The organism is Streptomyces sp. NPDC006174 (assembly GCF_040614075.1).
Lineage (GTDB): Bacteria > Actinomycetota > Actinomycetes > Streptomycetales > Streptomycetaceae > Streptomyces.
On sequence record NZ_JBEXTJ010000009.1, the window covers coordinates 262,159 to 284,152 of the forward strand.

28 protein-coding genes and 1 pseudogene are annotated in these 21,994 nt (G+C 69.8%); 11 read left to right on the top strand and 18 right to left on the bottom strand.

The window, feature by feature from the left end; genetic code table 11:
* Positions 1-6: 6 nt before the first annotated feature.
* From ABZ267_RS22220 to ABZ267_RS22250, 7 genes are all read right to left on the bottom strand, one after another.
* A complete protein-coding gene (locus ABZ267_RS22220) occupies positions 7-483 on the bottom strand; it encodes a hypothetical protein (RefSeq protein WP_356747693.1) in 477 nt (158 codons plus the stop codon).
* Positions 484-497: 14 nt separating this feature from the next.
* The gene (locus tag ABZ267_RS22225) at positions 498-722 is read right to left on the bottom strand and encodes a DUF397 domain-containing protein (protein WP_356747695.1); all 225 of its coding nucleotides are present in this window, start codon (positions 720-722) and stop codon (positions 498-500) included.
* 71 nt (positions 723-793) lie between these two features.
* Positions 794-1,627 (bottom strand): helix-turn-helix transcriptional regulator, encoded by an 834-nt coding sequence (locus tag ABZ267_RS22230; protein WP_356747697.1) that lies wholly within the window; start codon positions 1,625-1,627, stop codon positions 794-796.
* On the bottom strand, positions 1,624-2,139 hold the full coding sequence (locus ABZ267_RS22235; RefSeq protein ID WP_356747699.1) for a DUF6879 family protein: 516 nt from the start codon (positions 2,137-2,139) through the stop codon (positions 1,624-1,626). Before ABZ267_RS22235 ends, ABZ267_RS22230 begins: the two co-directional genes overlap by 4 nt.
* Entirely contained in the window at positions 2,132-2,326 is a 195-nt protein-coding gene (locus ABZ267_RS22240; RefSeq protein WP_356747701.1) for a hypothetical protein, read from the bottom strand. Before ABZ267_RS22240 ends, ABZ267_RS22235 begins: the two co-directional genes overlap by 8 nt.
* 239 nt (positions 2,327-2,565) lie before the next feature.
* The gene (locus ABZ267_RS22245; protein ID WP_356747703.1) at positions 2,566-2,778 is read right to left on the bottom strand and encodes a DUF397 domain-containing protein; all 213 of its coding nucleotides are present in this window, start codon (positions 2,776-2,778) and stop codon (positions 2,566-2,568) included.
* Positions 2,775-3,635 carry a helix-turn-helix transcriptional regulator gene (locus tag ABZ267_RS22250; protein ID WP_356747877.1) on the bottom strand — a complete coding sequence of 287 codons (861 nt, stop codon included), beginning with the start codon at positions 3,633-3,635 and terminating at the stop codon, positions 2,775-2,777. Before ABZ267_RS22250 ends, ABZ267_RS22245 begins: the two co-directional genes overlap by 4 nt.
* Positions 3,636-3,707: 72 nt before the next feature.
* On the opposite strand from ABZ267_RS22250, the gene ABZ267_RS22255 reads away from it, so the two are divergent.
* From ABZ267_RS22255 to ABZ267_RS22265, 3 genes are read left to right on the top strand one after another with little or no spacing between them, the layout of a single operon-like run.
* The gene (locus ABZ267_RS22255) at positions 3,708-3,968 is read left to right on the top strand and encodes a hypothetical protein (RefSeq protein ID WP_356747705.1); all 261 of its coding nucleotides are present in this window, start codon (positions 3,708-3,710) and stop codon (positions 3,966-3,968) included.
* Positions 3,965-4,348, top strand: coding sequence for a hypothetical protein (locus tag ABZ267_RS22260; RefSeq protein WP_356747707.1), 384 nt, complete (start codon positions 3,965-3,967; stop codon positions 4,346-4,348). Before ABZ267_RS22255 ends, ABZ267_RS22260 begins: the two co-directional genes overlap by 4 nt.
* A 39-nt stretch (positions 4,349-4,387) precedes the next feature.
* Entirely contained in the window at positions 4,388-4,879 is a 492-nt protein-coding gene (locus ABZ267_RS22265; RefSeq protein ID WP_356747709.1) for a hypothetical protein, read from the top strand.
* Here the strand turns inward: ABZ267_RS22265 and ABZ267_RS22270 are convergent.
* Together ABZ267_RS22270 and ABZ267_RS22275 are read right to left on the bottom strand one after the other, a co-directional pair.
* Positions 4,876-5,265: a VOC family protein gene (locus ABZ267_RS22270; protein ID WP_356747711.1), complete on the bottom strand. Its 390-nt coding sequence runs from the start codon at positions 5,263-5,265 to the stop codon at positions 4,876-4,878. The two genes, ABZ267_RS22265 and ABZ267_RS22270, sit on opposite strands and share 4 nt — an antisense overlap.
* A gap of 80 nt (positions 5,266-5,345) precedes the next feature.
* On the bottom strand, positions 5,346-5,801 hold the full coding sequence (locus ABZ267_RS22275) for a VOC family protein (protein ID WP_356747713.1): 456 nt from the start codon (positions 5,799-5,801) through the stop codon (positions 5,346-5,348).
* An 85-nt stretch (positions 5,802-5,886) separates the two neighbouring features.
* Between ABZ267_RS22275 and ABZ267_RS22280 the strand changes: the two genes are divergently transcribed.
* Entirely contained in the window at positions 5,887-6,465 is a 579-nt protein-coding gene (locus ABZ267_RS22280; RefSeq protein WP_356747879.1) for an ABATE domain-containing protein, read from the top strand.
* A 44-nt stretch (positions 6,466-6,509) separates the two neighbouring features.
* Positions 6,510-6,899 carry an SRPBCC domain-containing protein gene (locus ABZ267_RS22285; protein WP_356747715.1) on the top strand — a complete coding sequence of 130 codons (390 nt, stop codon included), beginning with the start codon at positions 6,510-6,512 and terminating at the stop codon, positions 6,897-6,899.
* A gap of 13 nt (positions 6,900-6,912) precedes the next feature.
* On the opposite strand, the gene ABZ267_RS22290 is transcribed toward ABZ267_RS22285, so the two are convergent.
* The 4 genes and pseudogenes from ABZ267_RS22290 to ABZ267_RS22305 all read right to left on the bottom strand — a co-directional run bounded on the left by ABZ267_RS22290 (position 6,913) and on the right by ABZ267_RS22305 (position 10,012).
* On the bottom strand, positions 6,913-7,374 hold the full coding sequence (locus ABZ267_RS22290) for a hypothetical protein (RefSeq protein ID WP_356747717.1): 462 nt from the start codon (positions 7,372-7,374) through the stop codon (positions 6,913-6,915).
* A 372-nt stretch (positions 7,375-7,746) separates the two neighbouring features.
* Positions 7,747-7,947: pseudogene (locus ABZ267_RS22295) on the bottom strand (FAD-dependent oxidoreductase); the annotation flags it as partial.
* Between the two features lie 66 nt (positions 7,948-8,013).
* Positions 8,014-8,988, bottom strand: coding sequence for an EamA family transporter RarD (gene rarD / locus ABZ267_RS22300; protein WP_356747719.1), 975 nt, complete (start codon positions 8,986-8,988; stop codon positions 8,014-8,016).
* 163 nt (positions 8,989-9,151) lie between these two features.
* On the bottom strand, positions 9,152-10,012 hold the full coding sequence (locus tag ABZ267_RS22305; RefSeq protein WP_356747721.1) for an SDR family oxidoreductase: 861 nt from the start codon (positions 10,010-10,012) through the stop codon (positions 9,152-9,154).
* 93 nt (positions 10,013-10,105) lie between these two features.
* Here ABZ267_RS22305 and ABZ267_RS22310 point away from each other — a divergent pair, with 93 nt between their 5' ends.
* Positions 10,106-10,528: a helix-turn-helix domain-containing protein gene (locus ABZ267_RS22310; RefSeq protein WP_356747723.1), complete on the top strand. Its 423-nt coding sequence runs from the start codon at positions 10,106-10,108 to the stop codon at positions 10,526-10,528.
* A 63-nt stretch (positions 10,529-10,591) separates the two neighbouring features.
* Here the strand turns inward: ABZ267_RS22310 and ABZ267_RS22315 are convergent, their stop codons facing one another.
* The 5 genes from ABZ267_RS22315 to ABZ267_RS22335 form a co-directional block, all read right to left on the bottom strand.
* Positions 10,592-11,665 carry a 2-oxoacid:ferredoxin oxidoreductase subunit beta gene (locus tag ABZ267_RS22315; protein ID WP_356747725.1) on the bottom strand — a complete coding sequence of 358 codons (1,074 nt, stop codon included), beginning with the start codon at positions 11,663-11,665 and terminating at the stop codon, positions 10,592-10,594.
* A complete protein-coding gene (locus ABZ267_RS22320; protein ID WP_356747727.1) occupies positions 11,658-13,619 on the bottom strand; it encodes a 2-oxoacid:acceptor oxidoreductase subunit alpha in 1,962 nt (653 codons plus the stop codon). Before ABZ267_RS22320 ends, ABZ267_RS22315 begins: the two co-directional genes overlap by 8 nt.
* 350 nt (positions 13,620-13,969) lie before the next feature.
* Entirely contained in the window at positions 13,970-14,629 is a 660-nt protein-coding gene (locus ABZ267_RS22325) for a response regulator transcription factor (protein WP_356747881.1), read from the bottom strand.
* A 265-nt stretch (positions 14,630-14,894) separates the two neighbouring features.
* On the bottom strand, positions 14,895-16,274 hold the full coding sequence (locus tag ABZ267_RS22330) for a sensor domain-containing protein (RefSeq protein WP_356747729.1): 1,380 nt from the start codon (positions 16,272-16,274) through the stop codon (positions 14,895-14,897).
* Between the two features lie 225 nt (positions 16,275-16,499).
* Positions 16,500-17,690 carry a sensor domain-containing protein gene (locus tag ABZ267_RS22335; RefSeq protein ID WP_356747731.1) on the bottom strand — a complete coding sequence of 397 codons (1,191 nt, stop codon included), beginning with the start codon at positions 17,688-17,690 and terminating at the stop codon, positions 16,500-16,502.
* Positions 17,691-17,971: 281 nt separating this feature from the next.
* Between ABZ267_RS22335 and ABZ267_RS22340 the strand changes: the two genes are divergently transcribed.
* Genes ABZ267_RS22340 through ABZ267_RS22360 form a run of 5 tightly spaced genes read left to right on the top strand, consistent with a single transcriptional unit; the run spans position 17,972 to position 21,969 of the window.
* Entirely contained in the window at positions 17,972-18,388 is a 417-nt protein-coding gene (locus ABZ267_RS22340; RefSeq protein WP_356747883.1) for an NADH-quinone oxidoreductase subunit A, read from the top strand.
* Positions 18,379-19,056, top strand: a complete 678-nt coding sequence (locus ABZ267_RS22345) for an NADH-quinone oxidoreductase subunit B family protein (protein ID WP_356747733.1) — start codon at positions 18,379-18,381, stop codon at positions 19,054-19,056. The genes ABZ267_RS22340 and ABZ267_RS22345 overlap by 10 nt, the downstream gene beginning before the upstream one ends.
* A complete protein-coding gene (locus tag ABZ267_RS22350) occupies positions 19,053-20,447 on the top strand; it encodes an NADH-quinone oxidoreductase subunit C (RefSeq protein ID WP_356747735.1) in 1,395 nt (464 codons plus the stop codon). The genes ABZ267_RS22345 and ABZ267_RS22350 overlap by 4 nt, the downstream gene beginning before the upstream one ends.
* Positions 20,444-21,412: a complex I subunit 1 family protein gene (locus ABZ267_RS22355; protein ID WP_356747737.1), complete on the top strand. Its 969-nt coding sequence runs from the start codon at positions 20,444-20,446 to the stop codon at positions 21,410-21,412. The genes ABZ267_RS22350 and ABZ267_RS22355 overlap by 4 nt, the downstream gene beginning before the upstream one ends.
* Entirely contained in the window at positions 21,412-21,969 is a 558-nt protein-coding gene (locus tag ABZ267_RS22360; protein ID WP_015610667.1) for an NADH-quinone oxidoreductase subunit I, read from the top strand. Before ABZ267_RS22355 ends, ABZ267_RS22360 begins: the two co-directional genes overlap by 1 nt.
* Positions 21,970-21,994 lie beyond the last annotated feature (25 nt).

Here is a 21,994-nt window from a genome sequence, read left to right on the forward strand (position 1 = left end):
GTCCCGTCATGAGCCGGTCCGCCGGGCGGGGCACGGCAGTTCGGGCGCGCTGCGGTTCGGCGAGCAGGTCACCACGGCGACGGAGTGGAAGACCGTGCCCTTCAGGTAGTGGCCGAGCGACACGTCTCCGCCCCACGCGAGCCGTTCGACGGCGGCGTTGACGAAAAGGACCAGCCGCGTCGCCTCCCGGTCCTGCGCGGAGGCGAACCGAGGCGCGAACTCCGCGAGTTGCCGCGCCAGCCACGCACCCGCCTCCTTCGGCTCGTCCCACGTGCCTCGGACCGTCGACGCCGGTTTCATGAGCCAGTGCGCGGTCTGGAGCGGCGGTACGTCGGAGGCCGGGAACACCGTCACCGCTTCGCGGTAGCGGTCGTGCACATCCGGGTCGGAGGTCGGCGTCGGCGCCTGGCCCGGAGGACGGCGGATGCTCTCCTTGTCGAACATCCGCTTCTCTCCGAGCCAGGCGTAACCGTGGTGGTGCACCGGCGCGTTGCCGTTCAGGCGGAGAGGTCGAAGCGGGCGGGGTCGATGCCGGCCGCGTCCAGCTCCGCGGTGGTGAACCGCAGCGGCTCCGCGTCCGGCCGCTTGCTGTCGCCGACGGCCCAGGCGTCCGGGCCGATGCGTGCGAGCGTCAGGCACGCCTCGCCGTCGGGACGGGTGTTGCCGCCGCAGGCCTTCGAGAACGCGGCTCCGTCGATGGGGAGTTCGTACAGGTCGGTCATGGATTTCCCTTTCCGGGCTGCTGATTTCCTCGTGTGTCGGCAGCAATGGTGACCAGGAAAGGGAGGGCTTTCTAGCTGGTTTCCTGTTCGCGCAAAAGCTCGTTACGGATGCCTTCGATCAGGGCTCGCATGGCGTCGCCGGAAACAGCGGATTCGCTGAATCTCTCGAACTTGGAAACGTACAGGGAAACATCTCTCGGCTCGGTCACGACGACTTCCGCGTGAACCGTTTCGACAGCCACGACACGGTCATCCTGGATCACGAATGCGTGGTTTGGAATGTCGCACTTCCGCCCGGCGATGGGCACGACTCGTATGTCTACGCTCGGCAGCCGAGAAGCTGAGACCAGCCGGTCCAGCTGTCCGGCCATCACTCTGGCCGGCACGATCAGCCAGCGAAGCACTGATTCGGTGATGACGAACTGCAACGTCTTGGATGCGTCGTACAGAACCTCTTGCCGGTCGATCCGGGCACTGGCTGTGCGGCGTACGGTCTCCTCGGACAGATCGTCGTAGCGAGACAGGATCGCCCTCACGTATTCGGGGGTCTGGAGCAACCCGGGCACCAGGGCCGGCTGGAAGACCCGGAGCAGGCTCATCTGAGCTTCCACGTCCCGCAGCCGCTGCTGGGCCTTGTGGAGCCCCGCCCGCTGGATCAGGCGCCAGGCCGTGGTCTCCGTCGCCGCGGCGCGGGCGGCGTCCATGTACTCCGTCTTGACGTCCTCCGAGACGCCTACGGCGGTCAGAATACGGTCGACGTCGTCCGCCGTAGGGGAGAGCTTTCCCGTCTCGATCCTGCTCAGCTTGCTCGGCGACATGACAGCGCTGCGGGCAACTGCTTTGGCTTCCTTTCCGGAAGCGTTCCGCAGCGCCCGCAGCGCGAGGCCGAGCTCTGAACGGTTCATTCGCCGTGTTCGGCCCACCAGTCCGCGAACGGTACGGCGTGAGCCAAGGCCGTGTTCCTGTAGCCGACGTACTCGTCGGCCCGGTCATCCGGGAGCACGTCGGCCCCGGTGAACTCGCCGTCGGGCGTGTAGTGCATGGGCGTCGCGGTAACCGAGTCGAACAGCCAGAAGTCACCGACGCCTTCGAGCGGGTTGGCTTGCTGGGTCACGTCCAGGATGAAGAACTCTTCACCGGCCGCGCTGTTCGTGGTGTATCCCCAGCCCAGTTCGTATCGCAGATACGGCGTGAGCGGCCGCGTGACCACGTGTACGCGATACATCCTCCGGCCGGCCTCAACGTTTTTGTTTACCCCCTCCAGCCAGTCCGTGTTGTAGCCCTCCGGCTTCGGCTTTCCGTCAAGGAAAAGTCGGTACGCGTCCACGTTGCCCGAGCGGCCGTAGTCGTCGAGGGTTTCCAGCCGGAATGCTTCACGTTCGAAGTCGTCGAACAGGTCTCCCAAGGTCTTAGGCACCGAGCTGGCCTCCGAATGCTTCGCGGATCAGGTCCATGGGAATTTCGACGAGGGTTTCGTGAGCCGGAATCGTGAGTCCGTGGTCTGTCGGAGTCTCACCCTGAACGATGATCGTACCCCGGTCCGTTTTGTAGACCGTCGGACAGTTCGTCTTTTCGCATGTTGTAGCAAGCACCGTCACCTTCACGGTCGTTCCCCTCTGCCGCCAACGATGTCCCGTCCGATCCTTCCGGTCTGCGGCCGGTCCGACAAGAGGTTCCAGTTTCCGGAACGGGAAACTCAAGACTCGTGTCACCGAGGCCGACCTTGCCGTCCGGACTACCTTCCGCGCGACCCGTCGGGCAACGAAGAAGCCCCACCGCACACACGCGGTGGGGCTTCTCCATGCGACTCGGCCGGACTCGGTCGGACTCGACGGGCGACGGCTCAGATCGCGTCGAACTCGCCGGCGCGGACGCCCGTGACGAACGTCGTGAACGCGGCGGCCGGGACGGTGAGGACCGGGCCGGTGGTGTCGTTCTTGGAGTCGCGGACGGGCACGATGCCGTGCGGAGCGGCCAGGTTGGTGGCGACCTCGACGCACGCGCCACCGTTGTCGCTGTACGAAGACGTGAACCAGCGGGGGGTCTCGGTTGTCACGTGATGCCCTTTCGCAACTGCTTGACGATGTCGACGGAGGCCGCCTGCGAGGGAGCTACCGCTTGCAGGCGATGGTACTCCGAGAGCAGAGGCTGCACAGCGGTCGTTTCCCGCTCCACATAGCCTTGTTGTGAGGATTCGGCGTACGACATGAGCGAGCGGTCCACCAGGGTCAGGATGTAGACCGGCAGGTTGAAAGGACGGCGCTCTCCTAGCTCGAACGGGACCACCTGAAGCATGGTGTTCGGCAGTTCGGCGAAGTCGATGAGGTGGTCGTACTGCGCCTTCATCACCTCGGGTCCGCCGACCGGCCGCAGCAGGCAGCTCTCGTCCACCATCGCGAAGACCATCGTCTCGCGGCCTCCGAAGACCGCCGCCTGCCGCTGCGCGGTGACCGCGACCCGCTCCTGTGCCTGCTCGGCGCTGATGGCCCTGCGCCCGGCCGCGCTCTCCGCGAGGACCGTCGCGTACTCCGGCGTCTGGAGCAGGCCCGGAATGACACCGACCTCGTACAGCCGGATCTCCGCCGCTCGTTGCTCAAGGCGCAGGTATTCCGGGAAGCCCGCCAGCAGGCTGCCTTGCTTGATTTCCCGCCACTCGCGCTCGAAGGCCTCAGGACTGCCGACCAGCCCGAAGATCTGATCGGCCCTTCGCGAGAAAGGCAGGGTTGCGGACTTACGGCCAGTTTCCATGGCCGAGATATGCCGGCCGCTGCACCCGGCCATGTCGCCCAATTGATCCTGCGTCCAGCCTCGGGCCTCGCGTAACTTCCGCAGGCGCGCGCCGTACGCCGCCTGCGGGCTGGACTCAGGATTCAGCTCTTTCACGTACACGAATGTGCCCTCCGAACCGGCCATGTTGAAGACAATTCGACGGTAGGCCACGCTGAGCCTTCCCGGTAGTCGTATGGCTACAGAGAGGAGCTATAGGTGTACGGCGAGAACGTATGCCCGAATCCTGAGCGCTGCCCGCGCGTTCCTGATCCCGGAACTCTCCTGGTGGACACCAGTCGTGGTGACCGCGTCGGCGAGTTCCGAGGGGTCGCCGGCTTCTACTGGTCGCTGCGGCCCGTCGGCGGCGGCGTCGAGTGGGAGGTCGAGCCCCGCTACCTGCGTCCCGCTCTTCTCATGGAGCAGCTCCGCGCCCGTACGGCCCGCCTCAACGCTCGCAGCCGAGGCGAGGTGCTGTGAGTGCTGTGAGCAACTCCGCGCAGACGCACGGTCGATGGTACGTCGCCGAGAGCCACGCGGGCGATGCGGCGAGGTCCGTCCGGCTCGGCCGGATCACCGCACCGACCCGGAGGCTCGCGCTCCGGTGGCTGCGACGGCAGGCCCGGCGCATCGCGGACGCGCTGGACCCGGACCCGTACGCGCCGTGGGTTCCGGCCATCGCGCTGCGACCGGTCACCGGCGACCGGTACGACGCACCGGCCGAACTCCGGTCCTGGGCGGACAACGTGCGCGAGCACGACTACGCGCTGCTGCGGCTCGCGGACGGGCTGCCGTACGAGTTCGTCGCCCGCGACGCACCGGCCTGGTACGGGCTCGTCGTCCGCCCGCTGACCCGATAGGTCCCCGACCCTTTCTCCCACTCCTGAGGAACGATCGACGTGTTGCAGTGCACCGCCATCGCCGCAGTCCCCGACATGGGCGCGCTCGTCGTGCTCACCGTCATGAACGCCGAACCTGGCCAGTCCACGGACGTACCCGCTCTGGACGACATGCTCCTGTGCGAACTGGGCGAGCACGACGCCGAGACCGAGCATGTCGCGCAGCTCTGGTCCGGTGAGATGTCGGCGGCGCGGGACCTGTGGATGTTCTGGACCGACGAGGACACGGACAAGGGCGTACGCCGGAAGTTCCGGTTCGCCGAACTTCCGCCGTGCCTCGCGGTCATGCGCACCTTGGCCACCGGCGAGAAGGAGGCGTGCCTCCTCTACGACCGGCACCCGGCGCCGCACTCCTGGGACGTCACGGACCCGCTCGCGGACCTGGTGGCGGAGCGGATGAAGGAGGAGATCAGCCGCGAGCGGGACGGTGACGAGGGCGGGCAAGGGGACGGGGACGAGGGTGGGGATGGTGGTTCCGCCGGGTGTGCCTAGCCGTTCTGGGCGATCTGGATCAGGTTGCCGCACGTGTCGTCCAGGATCGCCGTGGTGACCGGGCCCATCTCCATCGGCTCCTGCGTGAACCGCACGCCGAGTCCTCGCAGCCGGTCGAACTCCGCCCGTACGTCGTCCACGGCGAAGGCGGCGGCCGGGATGCCGTCCGCGAAGAGAGCCGTCTTGTAGGGGCCGACCGCGCGGTGGTGGTCCGGCTCCAGGAGGAGTTCGGTGCCGGTGGGGTCCTCCGGCGAGACGACGGTCAGCCAGCGGTCCGGGCCGCCGAGCGGAACGTCGTGCTTCTCCGCGAAGCCCAGGACGTCCGTGTAGAAGCGCAGAGCCTTCTCCTGGTCGTCGACGAAGACGCTGGTCAGGTGGATCTTCACGGGGACTCTCTTCCGGTCGGCGGGGTGAGCGATTGTCTGTAGGGGTGAGCGACTGCCTGAAAGGGGTCACGCGTGACCTATTAGTTCACGCAGAACTCGTTGCCCTCAGGATCCGTGAGTACGAGCCAGTTCCCGCCCGGCTCGTCGACCGCGTGCAGGATGCGCGCGCCGAGCGCCACCAACCGCTCGGCCTGCGCGTCGCGCTCACCGGGGCCCGAGTGGACGTCGATGTGGAGGCGGTTCTTCACCGTCTTCGGTTCCGGGACGCGCTGGAACAACAGCCGCCGCCCGAGTCCCGTACCGCTCTTCTCGTCGTACGGGTCGTCCGGATGCCGGACCGCCGCGAGGTCGCGCCAGGCGCGGCGGCCGTGGGCGTGGGTGGTGATGGGCTCGGGGACGGCTCCGGCGGCGAGCAGCTGCTCGACCAGGACGCTGTTGTCCTCGATCAGATAGCCGAGGGCCTCGGCCCAGAATCCGGCCTGCGCGTGCGGGTCGGCGCTGTCGATGACGAGCTTCCAGGAGAGTGTGCGTGTCATGGAAACCGTTTATAGTGGTTACATGAGTGCGAGCGCAATGGACACGCCGGGAGCGGGCGGCGCGGGACGGGCCGCGGCTTCGGGGATGCTGCTGGTGCATCCGGACGGCAGCTCGTTCCGGTTCGATCCGGGCGCTCTGTGCCTGGAGCTCCTGCCGACCGGTGGGCCCGGCCGCCTCGCGTACTTCGAGGTGCTGCACGGGCCGGAGGACCTGGTGCGCTGGGCGGACGAGAGCCGGCTGCCCGGCCGGCTCGGCCTGACCGTGAGCGCGGCCGAGGTGGCGGACGCGCGCCGTCTGCGTGACGCGCTCTGGCGGCTGGCGGAGGCACATGTGTCCACGCTGGAGCCCGGGTCGGACGACCTCGCCACGGTGAACGACGCAGCGGCGCATCCGCCGCTGACGGCCCGGCTGACCGCCGAAGGGACGCGCGCGTGGGCGGCGGGCGCGACGGGTACCGGGCTGCTCTCGACCCTGGCGCGGGACGCCGTCGAGCTGTTCACGGGACCGTACGCGCACCGGATCCGCACGTGCGGCTCCGACGACTGCCGCCTGCTGTTCGTCGACACCTCGCGGCCGGGCAGGCGGCGCTGGTGCTCGATGGAGCGGTGCGGAAACCGCCACAAGGTCCGGGCCCACCGCGCCCGGCTGACTGCTGACGACTGACCGCCGGCTGATCACCGACCGGCCACCGACCGAAGGAGCGTGCCATGCCTACCGGACTCACTCAGGACGCCGGCTGGGAGATCGGCGTCTCCCGCACGATCCGGCAACCTCCGCAGGCCGTATGGGAGTTCATCACCGGCCCGGACGGTGTCGCGCTCTGGCTCGGCGCCGAAGGGCCGCTGCCGTCGGAGAAGGGCGCTCCGTACCGTACGGCGGACGGCACCGAAGGCGAGATCCGCAGCTACCACCCCGGCGACCGCGTCCGCCTCACCTACGGCACGTCCACCGTCCAGGTCACGGTGTCGTCCGGCAGCTCGGAGGACCGGTCGGTGCTCCGTTTTCACCAGGAACGGCTGGCGAGCACGGAGGAGCGGGAGGAACGGCGTACGCACTGGAAGAGCGTGATGGACCGGGTGGCGGCGGAGCTGTCCTAGCCGGTCGGCGGTTTCAGACCGTACGCGGTCGGCAGGCCGCGCAGGTGTGCCCGTCCAGCGCGGCCGGCAACCGCGCGGCGGCATCCCGTACGGCCTGCGGCGACGAGGCGTCCACGGCCAGCCGGGCCGCCGTGGAACGGCCCTCCGCCACCGCCTCGTGCGCGGCGCGGGTCCACTCCGGGTGCCGGGCGTGGCCGGCGGCGAGGATCGAGGCGAGCAGGTCCAGCACACCGGCCCGGTCCTGGACGCTCTCCGTCGCCGCCAGCTCCCACAGGAACGGCACGGCCGCCACGGTCGCGTCGAACACGGCCGGTGCGCCGATCCACCGGTCCAGGTCGCTCAGCGCGTCCTCGGCGGTCGGACCGTCACCCCAGGCGATCCGCGACAGCATGCCGGGAACCTGGGACGCGGAGCCGTACGCGTGCTGCAGCTCGTGCCACCGCACGTTCCTCATCCCGCCCAGGACAGTCCCCATCCGGGCACTCAATCAGCCTTATCGCACCGCGTCCACCATGCCGGGCGCTCCGTGCGGCAGCCGCAGGTACTCCCGTACGGAACCGGCGTCACCGGCCGAGGCCACGATGCCGACGTGGTGGTCGGGCCGGATGACGGCGAGGCCGCTTCCACCTGGGCCGATGCCGTACGCGGCTGCCGCGTGACCCTGGTCGTCGATCACCTCGGCGAGCACCGGGCCCGGCTCCGCCGCGCCGAGGTCCTCATGAGCCGCGTACACCCGGCAGGCGCGGAGCCCGTGTCGTACAGGCGCGTGCGCTCGCCGGTGACGGCGTCCCGGCAGGAGGCGTCGGGGGGTTGAAGGCGTCCTGGATCCCGGTGTCCGTCCCGAGCCCGCCCGCGAGGGCAGCACCTCCTCGGCGACTCCGAGGTCCGCCAGGATCTCCAGCGACCGGGGGTTCGGGCCCTTGGCGCGCGAGGTGCGGGGATGGGCGGCGGACCTGTCCGCTATGCGTACGGCGGCTCCTCGCCGGGTCAGGTCGAGGGCCAGGGTCAGACCGGTGGGGCCGGCTCCCACGATGAGTACGTCGATCATGCCGTTGCTGCTCCTCGGTCACGGTTCCGGAGTAACCGAAAAAACGTAACTGAGCAATAAGGGCAACTAGGTAACCTTTTGTTGGGCGGAAGGTTCGGCGGGCGCCGGGACCGCCGCCGCGGTGGCCAGGAGCTGGGTGGCCAGGGCCCGGTTGCGGCGGGCGTTGCGCAGGGCGTCCCAGGTCAGGAGGGAGAGGGCCAACCAGACCAGCGCGAAGCCGGCCCACCGCTCGGGCGGCATCTCCTCGTGGAAGTAGACGATGCCCAGCGCGAACTGGAAGACCGGCGCCAGGTACTGGAGCAGCCCCAGCGTCGAGAGCGGCACCCGGATCGCCGCCGCGCCGAAGCAGATCAGCGGCACCGCCGTGACGATGCCCGTCGCGGCGAGCAGCGCCCCGTGGCCCAGCCCCGCGTCCCCGGCCGTGAACGTGGACGCGCCGGTGGCCGTCAGCCAGAGCAGGAAGCCGAGTGCGGGCAGGAAGAGGACGGCGGTCTCGGCGGCCAGCGACTCCAGACCGCCCATGTTGACCTTCTTCTTGATCAGGCCGTACGTGGCGAAGGAGAACGCCAGCACCAGCGAGATCCACGGCGGCCGCCCGTACCCGATCGCCAGGACGAGCACGGCGGCCAGGCCGGTGGCGACCGCGATCCACTGCGCCGGCCGCAGCCGCTCGCCGAGCAGGAGGACACCCATGGCGATGGTGACCAGCGGATTGATGAAGTAGCCGAGCGAGGCCTCGACGACCTGGCCGTTGTTGACGGCCCAGATGTACAGGCCCCAGTTGACGGTGATGGTCGCCGCCGCCAGCGATACGAGGCCCAGCTTGCGCCGGTCGCGCGCCAGCTCGCCGATCCATGCCCAGCGCCGGACCACGAGCAGCGCGATCCCGACGACGGCCAGCGACCAGACCATCCGGTGCGCGAGGATCTCGACCGCGCCGGACGGCTTCAGGAGCGGCCAGAAGAGAGGCACGATGCCCCACATCCCGTACGCGCCGACTCCGTACAGCAGGCCGGCCCGCTGTTCGTTCTTCCCCTTCACGGGCCCCTCCAGGACTACCTGCGCCGCTCTCCATACCGGCACGTCTGCCGACGGGATGACGGTAGCGCCGGAAGGGCCTCGTGTCATAGCCGTTTCAGGTAAACACTCATGACAGGTGTGTGTGGCAGGCGTTCAGCCGGTCGGAGGTTGGGCGGTCGGACGGTCAGGCAGTGGCGAGAGCCGTGCGGACCGTCGTGGCCAGCGGAGTGGTCGGGCGGCCGATCAGCCGGGCCAGGTCGCCGCTGGTTCCCGCGAGCCGGCCGCGCTCGATGGCCTCGTCCACGTCGGTGAGGATCGCGGCGAACCCTTCCGGCAGGCCCGCGCCGACCAGGATCTCCTGGTGTACGGCCGCCGGGACGTTCTTGTACGCGATCTCCTTGCCGGTCACCTCGGCCAGCAGGGCCGCGTACTCGGCGAGCGACCAGGCGGTGTCGCCGCTCAGCTCGTAGGCCTGGCCGAGGTGGCCCTCGCCGGTGAGCACGGCTGATGCGGCGGCAGCGAAGTCGGCCCGCGAGGCGGAGGCGATCCGGCCCTCGCCGGCGTTGGTGACGACCGCGCCGTGCTCCAGGACGGGCGCGAGGTTGGCGGTGTAGTTCTCCGTGTACCAGCCGTTGCGCAGGAACGTGTACGGCAGCCCGGAGTCCAGGATCAGCTGCTCGGTCGTCTTGTGCTCGTCGGCCAGCGTGAAGTCCGCGTCCGGTCCGCCGAGGACGCCGGTGTACGCGAGCTGCGCCACGCCCGCCGCCCTGGCCGCCTCGATGAGCGCGGTGTGCTGCGCGACCCGCTTGCCGACCTCGCTGCCGGAGATCAGCAGCACCCGGTCGCCGGCCCGGAAGACGTCGGTCAGCGTTTCGGGGCGGTCGTAGTCGGCGATCCGGAGCTCGACGCCTCGCGCGGCGAGTGCGGCGGCCTTCTCCTTGTTGCGGACGACGGCGACGACCTCGCCGGCCGGGACCGTGGCCAGCAGTTCGTCGATGACGAGGCGGCCGAGTTCTCCGGTGGCTCCGGTGACGACGATGCTCATGGGGGGCTCCTGCGAGTCGGTGATTGCTTACCGATCGAGCGTAGGTGGAGCGCTAACTAATGGAAAGTACCCACTTTGAAGTAAGGTACTGGCATGGGAGTGAGTGATGGTGGAGCAAAGAGCGCGGCTCCGGTCGGCCTGGCGGGTCTGCCGAAGCCGGTCCAGGACGTCAACCAGCCGATGTGTCCGTCCCGGCTCGTGCTGGAGCATGTGACGAGCCGCTGGGGCGTCCTCGTCCTGGCGGCGCTGCTGGAGCGCTCGTACCGCTTCAGCGAGCTGCGCCGCACGATCGGCGGGGTCAGCGAGAAGATGCTGGCCCAGACCCTCCAGACGCTGGAGCGCGACGGCTTCGTCCACCGGGACGCCAAGCCGGTGATCCCGCCTCGCGTGGACTACTCGCTCACCGCGCTCGGCACCGAGGCCGCCGAACAGGTGTGGGCCCTCGCCCGCTGGACCGAACGCCAGGTGGACGCGGTGCAGGCGGCGCGCGCGGCATACGACGAGGCCCGGGCCTGATCCTCCAGATCGTGTCCTGGTTCGGGGATCGGGCTCGGGCCGCTGCCGTACCGCTGGTGCTTCTCAGCCGACGACGGTCCAGGTGTCGGCCCCGGCGAGCAGCGCGCCGAGGTCGCCCTTGCCGTCGCGCTCCACGGCGGCGTCCACCTGGTCGGACATCAGCGTGTCGTAGACCGGCCGCTCCACGCTGCGCAGCACACCGATGGGCGTGTGGTGCAGGGTGTCGGCGTCGGCGAGGCGGGAGAGCGCGAACGCCGTGGTCGGAGAGTCGGCGTGGGCGTCGTGGACGAGGACCTGCGAGCGGTTCTCGTCGGTGACGGCGACGACCTCCAGATCACCGGTGGCCTGGTTGCGGACGACGCCCTTGGAGCCGTCGGCCCCGAAGAGGATCGGCTCTCCGTGTTCCAGGCGGATGACGGCCTCGGCGGCCTGCTCCTTGTCCTTGAGGACCTCGAAGGCGCCGTCGTTGAAGATGTTGCAGTTCTGGTAGATCTCCACGAGCGCCGTGCCCGGATGCTCGGCCGCCGCGCGCAGCACGCTGGTGAGGTGCTTACGGTCGGAGTCGACCGTGCGCGCCACGAACGAGGCCTCCGCGCCGATGGCGAGGGACACCGGGTTGAAAGGCGCGTCGAGCGAACCCATCGGCGTCGACTTGGTGATCTTGCCGACCTCGGAGGTGGGGCTGTACTGGCCTTTGGTCAGCCCGTAGATCCGGTTGTTGAAGAGCAGGATCTTGAGGTTGACGTTGCGGCGCAGCGCGTGGATGAGGTGGTTGCCGCCGATGGAGAGCGCGTCGCCGTCACCGGTCACCACCCAGACCGACAGATCACGGCGTGAGGTGGCGAGCCCGGTGGCGATGGACGGGGCGCGGCCGTGGATGGAGTGCATCCCGTACGTGTTCATGTAGTACGGGAAGCGGGAGGAGCAGCCGATGCCGGAGACGAAGGCGATGTTCTCCTTCGCGAGGCCCAGCTCCGGCATGAAGCCCTGTACCGCGGCGAGGACGGCGTAGTCGCCGCAGCCCGGGCACCAGCGCACTTCCTGGTCGGATTTGAAGTCCTTCATGGACTGTTTCGCCTCGGCCTTGGGCACCAGCTGCAACAGCTCGTTGTGGAGCAGTTCCTGGGTGTCAGGCATCGATGGCCTCCTTGAGAGCTGTGGCGAGCTGCTCGGCCTTGAACGGCATGCCGTTGACCTGGTTGTAGCTGTGCGCGTCCACCAGATACTTCGCCCGCAGCAGCATCGCGAGCTGTCCGAGGTTCATCTCCGGGACGACGACCTTCTCGTAACTCTTCAGCACCTCGCCGAGGTTCCTCGGGAAGGGGTTGAGGTGTCTGAGGTGCGCCTGGGCGATGGGCTGTCCGGCGGCGCGGAGCCGGCGGACGGCGGCGGTGATCGGCCCGTACGTCGAGCCCCAACCGAGCACCAGCGTCGCCGCACCGGCGGGGTCGTCGACGACGAGGTCGGGGACCTCGATGTTGTCGACCTTCGCCTGGCGGGTGCGGACCATCAGGTCGTGGTTGGCGGGGTCGTAGGAGATGTTGCCGGTGCCGTCCTGCTTCTCGATGCCGCCGATGCGGTGTTCGAGACCGGGCGTGCCGGGCACGGCCCAGGGGCGGGCCAGGGTCTGCGGGTCGCGCTTGTAGGGCCAGAAGACCTCGGTGCCGTCGGCCAGGGTGTGGTTCGGGCCGGTGGCGAACGGCGTGGTGAGGTCGGGCAGGCTGTCGGTCTCCGGGATGCGCCACGGCTCGGAACCGTTGGCCAGATAGCCGTCGGAGAGCAGGAACACCGGCGTCCGGTACGTCAGCGCGATCCGGGCCGCCTCGATCGCGGCCTCGAAGCAGTCGGCCGGGGTCTGCGGGGCCACGATCGGCACCGGTGCCTCGCCGTTCCTCCCGTACATCGCCTGGAGCAGGTCGGCCTGCTCGGTCTTGGTCGGCAGCCCGGTGGAGGGCCCGCCGCGCTGGATGTCGATGATCAGCAGCGGCAGCTCCAAGGAGACCGCGAGCCCGATGGTCTCCGACTTCAGCGCCACACCCGGCCCCGACGTCGTGGTCACCCCGAGCGCCCCGCCGAACGCCGCACCGAGCGCCGCGCCGATCCCGGCGATCTCGTCCTCGGCCTGGAAGGTGCGCACGCCGAAGTTCTTGTGCTTGGACAGCTCGTGCAGGATGTCCGAGGCCGGAGTGATCGGATACGAGCCCAGGTAGAGCGGCAGGTCCGCCAGCTGCCCGGCGGCGATCAGGCCGTAGGAGAGCGCCAGGTTCCCGGAGATGTTGCGGTAGGTGCCGGTCGGGAAGGCATGCGAGGCCGGAGCGACCTCGTAGGAGACCGCGAAATCCTCGGTCGTCTCGCCGAAATTCCATCCGGCCCGGAAGGCGGCCACGTTCGCCTCGGCGATCTGCGGCTTCTTCGCGAACTTCTGCCGCAGGAACGTCTCCGTCCCCTCCGTCGGCCGGTGGTACATCCACGACAGCAGCCCGAGAGCGAACATGTTCTTCGACCGCTCGGCCTCCTTGCGGGAGAGCCCGAACTCCTTCAACGCCTCGATCGTCAGCGTCGTCAGCGGCACCGGATGGACGTTGAACGCCTCCAGCGACCCGTCCTCCAGCGGACTGGTCGCATACCCGACCTTCGCCATCGGGCGCTTGGTGAACTCGTCGGTGTTCACAATGATCTCGGCGCCACGCGGCACGTCGTCGATGTTCGCCTTCAGAGCGGCGGGGTTCATCGCGACCAGGACGTTCGGAGCGTCGCCGGGCGTGAGGATGTCATGATCGGCAAAGTGGAGCTGGAAGGAAGAAACCCCCGGCAGGGTGCCTGCGGGGGCCCGGATCTCGGCCGGGAAGTTCGGCAGGGTGGAGAGGTCGTTCCCGAACGATGCCGTCTCCGAGGTGAACCGGTCACCCGTGAGCTGCATCCCGTCACCCGAGTCACCCGCGAAGCGGATGATCACCCGGTCCAGGCGGCGGACCTCTTTCCCGTCGCCGCCGGTGGTTCCCGTCGTTCCTGACAAGGGGGCGCGCTGGCCCCCGAGGACGGCGTCGTTGGCCTCATCGGCCTTCTCCGCGCTACTGACCTGGCTCGTCACTGAACTGGACCTCCCTTGGGGCGGCGGTTCGGAACCGTCCGGCCAGCCGGCGGTCCCAGAGGCAACCCTACGTCCGTGCGGTTCGCCCTCCAGGGGCCGATCATATGGTGGACGCCGTTTTGAGACACCCTTTTAGCCCGTTTTGCCATCTTTCTCAAGTCCTCCGATCGCTGGATGACCGTTGGATGGAAGTGCTCTGCTGGTAGGTCTTCGGTGCTAGGTCCTGCAGCCCAGGACTGCCCGGTGGGCGATCGCCGGACACTTCCCGCGGAGATCCATAGGGTGCACGCCGGGTGCTCATCGGGCGCCCATCAGCGGTTCCGGCCGCCAGCTGACAGAGTGTCAGATAGCTAGGAGTTCAGGTAGGTCAGTACGGCGAGGACGCGCCGGTGGTCCCCGTCGCTGGGCGAGAGCCCGAGCTTCTGGAAGATGTTGCTGACATGCTTCTCCACCGCCCCGTCGCTCACCACGAGCTGCCGGGCGATCGCCGAGTTCGTCCTCCCCTCGGCCATCAGTCCCAGGACCTCCCGCTCGCGCGGCGTCAACCCCGTCAGCACGTCCTGCTTACGGCTGCGGCCCAGCAGCTGCGCCACCACTTCCGGGTCCAGCGCCGTCCCGCCACCCGCCACCCGCACGACCGCGTCGACGAACTCGCGGACCTCGGCCACCCGGTCCTTGAGCAGATACCCCACGCCCCGGCTGCTGCCCGCCAGCAGCTCGGTGGCGTACTGCTCCTCCACGTACTGCGAAAGGACCAGCACCCCTATCCCCGGATACTCCTTCCGCAGCCGCACCGCCGCCCGTACGCCCTCGTCCGTGTGGGTCGGCGGCATCCGCACGTCGGCCACCACCACATCGGGCAACGCCTGCTCCGCCCCTAGGTCCGCCACGGTCTTCAGCAGCGCCTCGGCGTCGCCCACCCCCGCGACCACGTCGTGCCCGAGATCGGTCAGCAGGCGGGTGAGCCCTTCCCGCAGCAAAACCGAATCCTCGGCGATGACCACCCGCACCCTGTTCTCCACGTGCTCCACGCTGCTCTGTCCCCCGCTGGTCTGCTGTGCGCCCTGCGCCCGACACCTCCAGCATCCCAGGCCCGCCCCATGGATGGACCCCCTGTGGATAACCCGTCCGCCTCCGCGGAGGCGGAGGCCGGGAGCGGCTGGCCGGCGCGGCGGACTTCCAGCCCGTCCGGCGATTGAGGATCGAACCCTTGGCGGGGTGGCCGTCGGCCCTGAGGGGCCGGGGCGGGCCGGGCCGGGCGGCGGGTCGTCGGGGTCAGCCGCGCCAGGGGAGCTCTGCGGTGATCGTCGTCGGGCCGCCGGGCGGTGAGTTCACCACCAGGACGCCGTCCACCGCGTCCAGCCGCTCCGTCAGCCCGGCCAGACCGCTGCCGGCCGAGGCGGACGCGCCGCCCCGTCCGTTGTCCGTGACCTGGAGCATCAGCCGGTCGGACGTCCGCCACACATCGACCGTGGCCCGGGTCGCCCGCGCGTGCTTGCTGACGTTCTGCAGCAGCTCCGACACGGTGAAGTACGCGATGCCCTCGATGGCCTGCGCGGGCCGGGCGTCCAGGTCCACCTCGACCGTGACCGGCACGGTGCAGCGGGAGGCGATGGCGGAGAGGGCCGCGTCGAGACCGCGGTCGGTGAGGACGGCGGGATGGATGCCCCGCGCGAGGTCACGCAGCTCCTGCAACGCCACCTTCACCTCGCCGTGGGCCTCGTCCACCATCCGCGCGGCCGCCTCCGGGTCGTCCGTGAACTTCTCCTTCGCCAGGCCCAGGTCCATGGCCAGAGCGACCAGCCGGGCCTGCGCGCCGTCGTGGAGGTCCCGCTCTATCCGGCGCAGGTCGGCGGCGGCCGTGTCCACGACCACGCCCCGGTCCGACTCCAGCTCGGTGACCCGGGCGGAGAGCGCCGACGGGCCCAGCAGGCCGGACACCATCAGCCGGTCCACCGAGACCAGCCCGCGCACGATCCACGGCGACACCAGCACCAGCACCAGGCCCACCGCGCTCGTCGCCGCCAGCTCGGCGGGCGAGTCCAGGTAGTACGCGTGGGTGCGGTCCCCGTACAGCTGGATGCCGTCGGCGCCCACGAAGACCGGGAAGATCCACTGCCACAGCGGATACGTCAGCGCCGCCAAGCCGTATGCCCAGAACGTCACCGACACGCAGAACGTGAACACGGCCCACGGGAAGTGGAGCAGCGCGTAAAGAAGGTGGCGCCAGGAGACGCCGCTCTTCAGGACCGCGCCCACCCATGACATCGGGCCGCCGCTCTTCCCGCGCACCCGCACCGGCTCCGCCACGTCCAGCTTCAGCAGCCCGCGCGCGCGGGCCCGCTCCAGCACCCCGAACCCCCGGCAGGCGGCCAGGCCGACGGCCAGCAGCGGAATGCCGATGAAGGTGACGAGCAGGCCGGCGCCGACCGACGTCATGGTGATCGCGAAGACGAAGATCGCCGTGCTCAGCGGCAGGCTCAGCACGACATAGAGGAGCTCGCGCCAGCTGCGGGCCTCCAGAGGCGCGCGCAGCGCCGCCGGGAGGAAGTGCTTCGCCGGGGCCTGTCCCTGAGGTCCGACGCCCTGGCCTGTGTGGCCGCGCGCGCCCGGTGCCTGGTGGTCCCGGGTGTCGGGTCCGTATGCCGTGGCCATGAGTGCCGTCCGTTTCCGTTTCTTCTGTCGAGCTCTTTCTGCCGAGCTCTTCTGTCGACTGCGTTGCCGATCTGCGGAGAGCCCCGTCTCCCCGCCCCGCGCTCGTGTTCGTCCGCTGCGACTCCTGCTCCTTCAAGGGTGCTCGGCCGCCCTCTCCGGCACCATGTGGCGGGTCTCCGTATCCGTACGGGGGTTTTCCCCACCCCTGTTACGCGCACGGAAGGCTCAGGAGGACCGGCTGCCGGCCGGGGCCCGGTCGCGCCAGGGCAGCTCGGCGGTGACCGCCGTCGGCCCGCCCACCGGGGAGTCCAGGACGAACAGCCCGTCCACCGCGCCCAGCCGCTCGGCCAGGCCCGCCATGCCCGTACCGCCGTCCATCCGCGCCCCGCCGGAACCGTCGTCCGTGACCTGGATCAGCAACCGGTCCGCCGCCCGCCACACCTTCACGGAGGCGGATCGGGCACCGCTGTGCTTGCTGACGTTCTGGAGGAGCTCCGACACGGTGAAGTAGGCGATGCCCTCGATCGCCTCCGCCGGACGCCCCGGCAGATCCACCGACACCCTGACGGGGACGGTGCAGCGGGAGGCGACGGCGGAGAGGGCGGCGTCGAGGCCACGGTCGGTGAGGACAGCGGGATGAATACCCCGGGCGAGATCACGCAACTCCTGAAGCGCGACCTTCACTTCGCCATGGGCCTCCTCCACCATCCGCGCGGCCGCCGCCGGATCGTCCGTCAGCTTCTCCTTCGCCAGTCCCAGCCCCATAGCGAGCGCCACCAGCCGGGCCTGCGCGCCGTCGTGGAGGTCGCGCTCGATCCGGCGCAGATCGGCGGCGGCCGTGTCCACGACCACACCCCGGTCCGATTCCAACTCCGCGATCCGCCGCTCCAACTCGTCCGAAGGCGACAACAACCCCCGCACCATCGCCCGGTCGGCCGCCGTCAGCCCGCGCGCGATGAACGGGAGCACCGGCCACAGGACGATCAAGCTCACCAGCGTCACCGCGAACGTCAGGACGCCCCACGGCAGTCGGATGAACGCATAGAGCAGCGAACGCCACCCCACCGGATCCTTCAGCCCCGACCAGAGCCAGGCGAAGACCCCTCTGTCCCGACGACCGAGCGCCAGCGGGCTCGGCTCCTCCATCCGCACCCCGAGCATCGACCGCGCCCGCCACCGCTCCACCCGGCCCAGCCACCGCGCGCCCCGCAACCCGCTGACCAGCACCGGCAGTCCGACCACGGTGACGGAGAGGCCCACGCCGACAGCGATCACGAGCAGCGCGTAGACGAATCCGGCGATGGCCATCGGCAGATTGACCAGCAGGTGCGCTATCTCCCGCCAGGTCCACCGGTCGAGAGCGAGGCGGGCGGGCGGCGGCCGGTCGGGGTCAGGAACGGAAGGGCTCATGGTCATGGAACCAGCCTGCCGGGCCGTGTTCGCCCACGCCATGGGGCTCGTAGGTGGCCTGAAGTAGGGATAGCCCCACCTACGTCTTTCGTCTGGTTCATGCCGGGCTGATCCGAACGAAAGACTCCAGGTGTGACGCGGCTGCTTACTGTGCGTTTATCAGGGCCTAGACTCCCGTGCGTACGAAGGGGCCCCGGGAACGTCAGGGGCCAGAACTGGATGACGAGGAGCGAGGGGCGGACGTGAAGGACGTGGCGTACGTGCCGGAAGTGCCGCACGTGGCGTACGTGCCGCACGCACCGGGCCTGCCGACCGGCGCATCGACCACCCTCGCGTCGGAGTACTTCCAGAGCTACTCGGTGGTCGGCCTGCTCGCGCTGATCGGCGTCCTGTTCGTCGCCGTCGCGTTCGGAGCGGGACGGCTCCTGCGACCCGTGGTGCCGACGCCGGAGAAGCTTCTGACGTACGAGTGCGGCGTCGACCCGGTCGGTGAGGGCTGGGCCCACACCCAGGTCCGCTACTACGTCTACGCCTTCCTCTACGTCATCTTCGCCGTCGACTCCATCTTCCTGTTCCCGTGGGCCACGGTCTTCGCGGCACCCGGATACGGCGCCACCACGCTGGTGGAAATGTTCATCTTCCTCGGCTTCCTCGCCGTGGGACTGCTCTACGCATGGAAGAAGGGCGTCCTCGCATGGGCCTGACGAGCCGGCCGACCCCCGAGGAACAGCAGTCCGAGCCCTCGGCCGACCCGTCGGCGGCGACCGCAGCGGAACCGGTACTGCTCCCGGAGCCCCAGCGCCTCGGCCTCCTCTCCCGGCTCGCGCCCGAACCGATGAAGGTCGTCCTCAACTGGGGCCGCCGCTACAGCCTCTGGGTCTTCAACTTCGGACTCGCCTGCTGCGCCATCGAGTTCATCGCCGCCTCCATGGCGCGTCACGACTTCATCCGGCTCGGCGTGATCCCCTTCGCGCCAGGACCGCGCCAGGCGGACCTGATGATCGTCTCCGGCACGGTGACGGACAAGATGGCCCCGGCGGTCAAGCGCCTCTACGAGCAGATGCCCGAACCGAAGTACGTCATCTCCTTCGGCGCCTGCTCCAACTGCGGCGGCCCCTACTGGGACTCGTACTCCGTCACCAAGGGCGTCGACCAGATCATCCCCGTAGATGTGTACGTACCCGGCTGCCCGCCCCGGCCCGAAGCGCTGCTCCAGGGCATTCTCAAGCTCCAGGAGAAGATCGCGCGCGAGTCCCTGGCGGAGCGGTACGCGACCGGCCCCACCGGCGGCCCCTCAACGGCGGCGTTGCGCAGCGGCCTGGTCGCCGCACCGACGGCACCGGGAACAGAGCCGGGGGAGGAGCGGCGGTGAGCGAGCGTCAGCCCGAAGCGGCCCACCCGTACGACCGGCTGCCGGACGCCGTCGCGGAGTTGTTCGGCAAGGAGGCGACGGCGGAGTCCGCCTACGACCTGCTCACCGTCGACATCCCCGCCACGGAGTGGATCACCGCGCTGCGGACCGCCCGCGACGAGCTCGGCTGCAGCTACTTCGACTGGCTCAGCGCCGTGGACGAGCCGGGCACCGGCTTCCGGGTCTGCGCCCATGTCGTGGCGCTCGGCGGCGGCACGGTCCGCCGACTGATGCTGCGTACCACCGTCCCGCACGACGCGGCCGTCCTGCCCAGCGCGATCGACGTCTACGCGGGCGCGGCCTGGCACGAGCGCGAGACGCACGAGATGTTCGGCGTCGCCTTCGCGGACCACCCCGGCCTCGACCCGCTCCTGCTGCCGGAAGGCTTCGAAGGCCACCCGCTCCGCAAGGACTTCGTCCTGGCCGCCCGGGTCGCCAAGGCCTGGCCCGGAGCGAAGGAACCCGGCGAGTCCGAACACGGCGGCCCCAAGCGCCGCACGATGCTTCCCCCCGGCGTCCCGGACCCGAACGAATGGGGCCCGCTCAAGGGCCAGCTTCCTCCTGCCACGACTCGCCCCGCCCGCGCAGCCCGCCCTGCGGCCGCGGCGACCGACCGCCCGCCGCGCCGTACCCGCTCGGCCGGCGAGGGCTCGGCGGCGCAACGCCCGCAGCCTGGGCCGCCAGAGGCTTCCGGGCGCGGAGGCGCGGCCCCTGAAGCTGTTACGCCTGAGGCTGGGACGCCCGCGCGTCCGTCGGGTCCGACCTCGCCGGAGGCCGTACCGCCTTCGCCCGTGCCTCCCGGAGGCACGTCCTCCGCCGACGTACCGCCCGGGTCGTCACCGTCCGCGCGCCCGCGCCGCGCCCGCTCCGCCTCCGACGGCTCGGCGAGCCAGCAGCAGAACCCGGAAGCCGCCGCACCGCGCCCGCCGCGCCGCTCCCGCTCGGTCTCGGACGGCTCGGCCAGCCAGCGCACCCGCTCCACGGACGCCCCCTGGCACGACGCCCAACCGGCGTTCGACGACCCGGACGCCTCATCGGACAGGCCGCAGACCCCGTCGGGGAGCCCCGATGACCCTGAGGGCCCCGACGCTTCCTCTCAGCCTCGGACGCCTTCGGAGGAGGGCGACGCCCCATCCCAGCCCCTCCGGCGTTCGAGGAGCGAGGGCCCACCGGCAGAGTCCCCGGTTCGGGAAGGGGCGGGTAGGGGAGAGGTCGAGCGCAGCGACGCCACCCCCGACCCCGCATCGACACCCCAGGCACCCCCGAAGCACGATTCCGACAAGCCCGACCCTGACAAGCCGGGCAAGCCCGACCCCGACACCCCTCACCCCGCCGGAGGCGATACCGAGTGAACGACGTGTTCGACGTCGCCCTCCGCCTGGCCATCGTCTTCGTCGTGTTCCTGGTCGCGCCCCTCCTCGTGGGCCAGACCGAGCACAAGGTGATGGCCCACATGCAGGGCCGCCTGGGCCCCATGTACGCCGGCGGCTTCCACGGCTGGGCCCAGCTCGTCGCGGACGGCGTGAAGTTCGCACAGAAGGAAGACGTGGTCCCGGCCGCCGCCGACCGCCGCGTCTTCCAGCTCGCCCCCGCCGTCGCCCTCCTCCCGTACCTCCTCGTCCTCGTGGCCATCCCCATCGGTCCCGGTGACGGCGCGGTCGGCCAGGTCATCGACGCGGGCATCTTCTTCGTACTGGCCGTCATGGGCATCGGCGTCCTCGGCTCGCTCATGGCGGGCTGGGCTTCGGCCAACAAGTTCTCCCTGCTCGGCGGCCTCCGCACAGCCGCCCAGCTCCTCTCCTACGAACTCCCGATGCTCCTCGCAGCCGCCTCCGTGGCCATGGCGGCCGGCACGGTCTCGCTCACCGGCATCCTCGACGCCTTCGCATGGTGGTGGCTGCCCTGGCAGATCGTCGGAGCCCTGGTCTTCTTCGTCGCCGGTCTCGCCGAACTCCAGCGCCCGCCCTTCGACATGCCGGTCGCCGATTCCGAGATCATTTTCGGCGCGTACACCGAGTACACAGGGCTGCGCTTCGCGCTGTTCCTGCTCGCCGAGTACGCCGGCATCGTCATCCTCTGCGCCCTGACCACCGTCCTCTTCCTCGGCGGCTGGCACGGCCCGTTCGGCGCCGACGGACTCGGCTGGCTCTGGACCCTCATCAAGACCGCCCTCCTCGCGTTCGTCGTCATCTGGCTGCGCGTCAGCTACCCGCGTCTGCGGGAGGACCAGTTGCAGAAGCTCGCCTGGACCACTCTCGTCCCTCTCGCCCTCGCGCAGATCGCGCTCACCGGCATCGTGAAGGTGGCGATCAACTAGTGCCCCCGATCCCTGGATCCGGCCTCGCCAAAGGCCTCGCCGTCACCCTCCGTACGATGACGAAGAAGACCGTCACCGCGCAGTACCCGGACACCCAGCCCGAACTCCCGCCCCGCTCCCGCGGTGTCATCGGGCTGTTCGAGGAGAACTGCACGGTCTGCATGCTCTGTGCCCGTGAATGTCCCGACTGGTGCATCTACATCGACTCCCACAAGGAGACGGTGCCGCCCGCCGCGCCCGGCGGTCGCGAGCGCAGCCGTAACGTCCTGGACCGCTTCGCCATCGACTTCTCCCTCTGCATGTACTGCGGTATCTGCATCGAGGTCTGCCCCTTCGACGCCCTCTTCTGGTCGCCGGAGTTCGAGTACGCCGAGACGGACATCCACGAGCTCACCCATGAGCGGGACAAGCTCCGCGAGTGGATGTGGACCGTGCCGGAACCGCCCGCGCTCGACCCCGGGGCGGAGGAGCCGAAGGAGATCGCCGCCGCCCGCAAGACGGCCGACAAACTCGCCGCCCAGCAGGCTCAGCAAAGTGAGGAGGGAGGAACCCCGTGACGTACTCCATCGCATCTGCATCTGC

Bases quoted from the DNA above. Each gene is read 5' to 3' on its own strand.
- ABZ267_RS22225 (WP_356747695.1), bottom strand. From the start codon at position 722: ATGACCGACCTGTACGAACTCCCCATCGACGGAGCCGCGTTCTCGAAG.
- ABZ267_RS22230 (WP_356747697.1), bottom strand. From the start codon at position 1,627: ATGAACCGTTCAGAGCTCGGCCTCGCGCTGCGGGCGCTGCGGAACGCT.
- ABZ267_RS22250 (WP_356747877.1), bottom strand. From the start codon at position 3,635: ATGGCCGGTTCGGAGGGCACATTCGTGTACGTGAAAGAGCTGAATCCT.
- ABZ267_RS22275 (WP_356747713.1), bottom strand. From the start codon at position 5,801: ATGACACGCACACTCTCCTGGAAGCTCGTCATCGACAGCGCCGACCCG.
- ABZ267_RS22280 (WP_356747879.1), top strand. From the start codon at position 5,887: ATGCTGCTGGTGCATCCGGACGGCAGCTCGTTCCGGTTCGATCCGGGC.
- ABZ267_RS22285 (WP_356747715.1), top strand. From the start codon at position 6,510: ATGCCTACCGGACTCACTCAGGACGCCGGCTGGGAGATCGGCGTCTCC.
- ABZ267_RS22290 (WP_356747717.1), bottom strand. From the start codon at position 7,374: ATGGGGACTGTCCTGGGCGGGATGAGGAACGTGCGGTGGCACGAGCTG.
- ABZ267_RS22305 (WP_356747721.1), bottom strand. From the start codon at position 10,012: ATGAGCATCGTCGTCACCGGAGCCACCGGAGAACTCGGCCGCCTCGTC.
- ABZ267_RS22310 (WP_356747723.1), top strand. From the start codon at position 10,106: ATGGGAGTGAGTGATGGTGGAGCAAAGAGCGCGGCTCCGGTCGGCCTG.
- ABZ267_RS22315 (WP_356747725.1), bottom strand. From the start codon at position 11,665: ATGCCTGACACCCAGGAACTGCTCCACAACGAGCTGTTGCAGCTGGTG.
- ABZ267_RS22330 (WP_356747729.1), bottom strand. From the start codon at position 16,274: ATGGCCACGGCATACGGACCCGACACCCGGGACCACCAGGCACCGGGC.
- ABZ267_RS22335 (WP_356747731.1), bottom strand. From the start codon at position 17,690: ATGACCATGAGCCCTTCCGTTCCTGACCCCGACCGGCCGCCGCCCGCC.
- ABZ267_RS22345 (WP_356747733.1), top strand. From the start codon at position 18,379: ATGGGCCTGACGAGCCGGCCGACCCCCGAGGAACAGCAGTCCGAGCCC.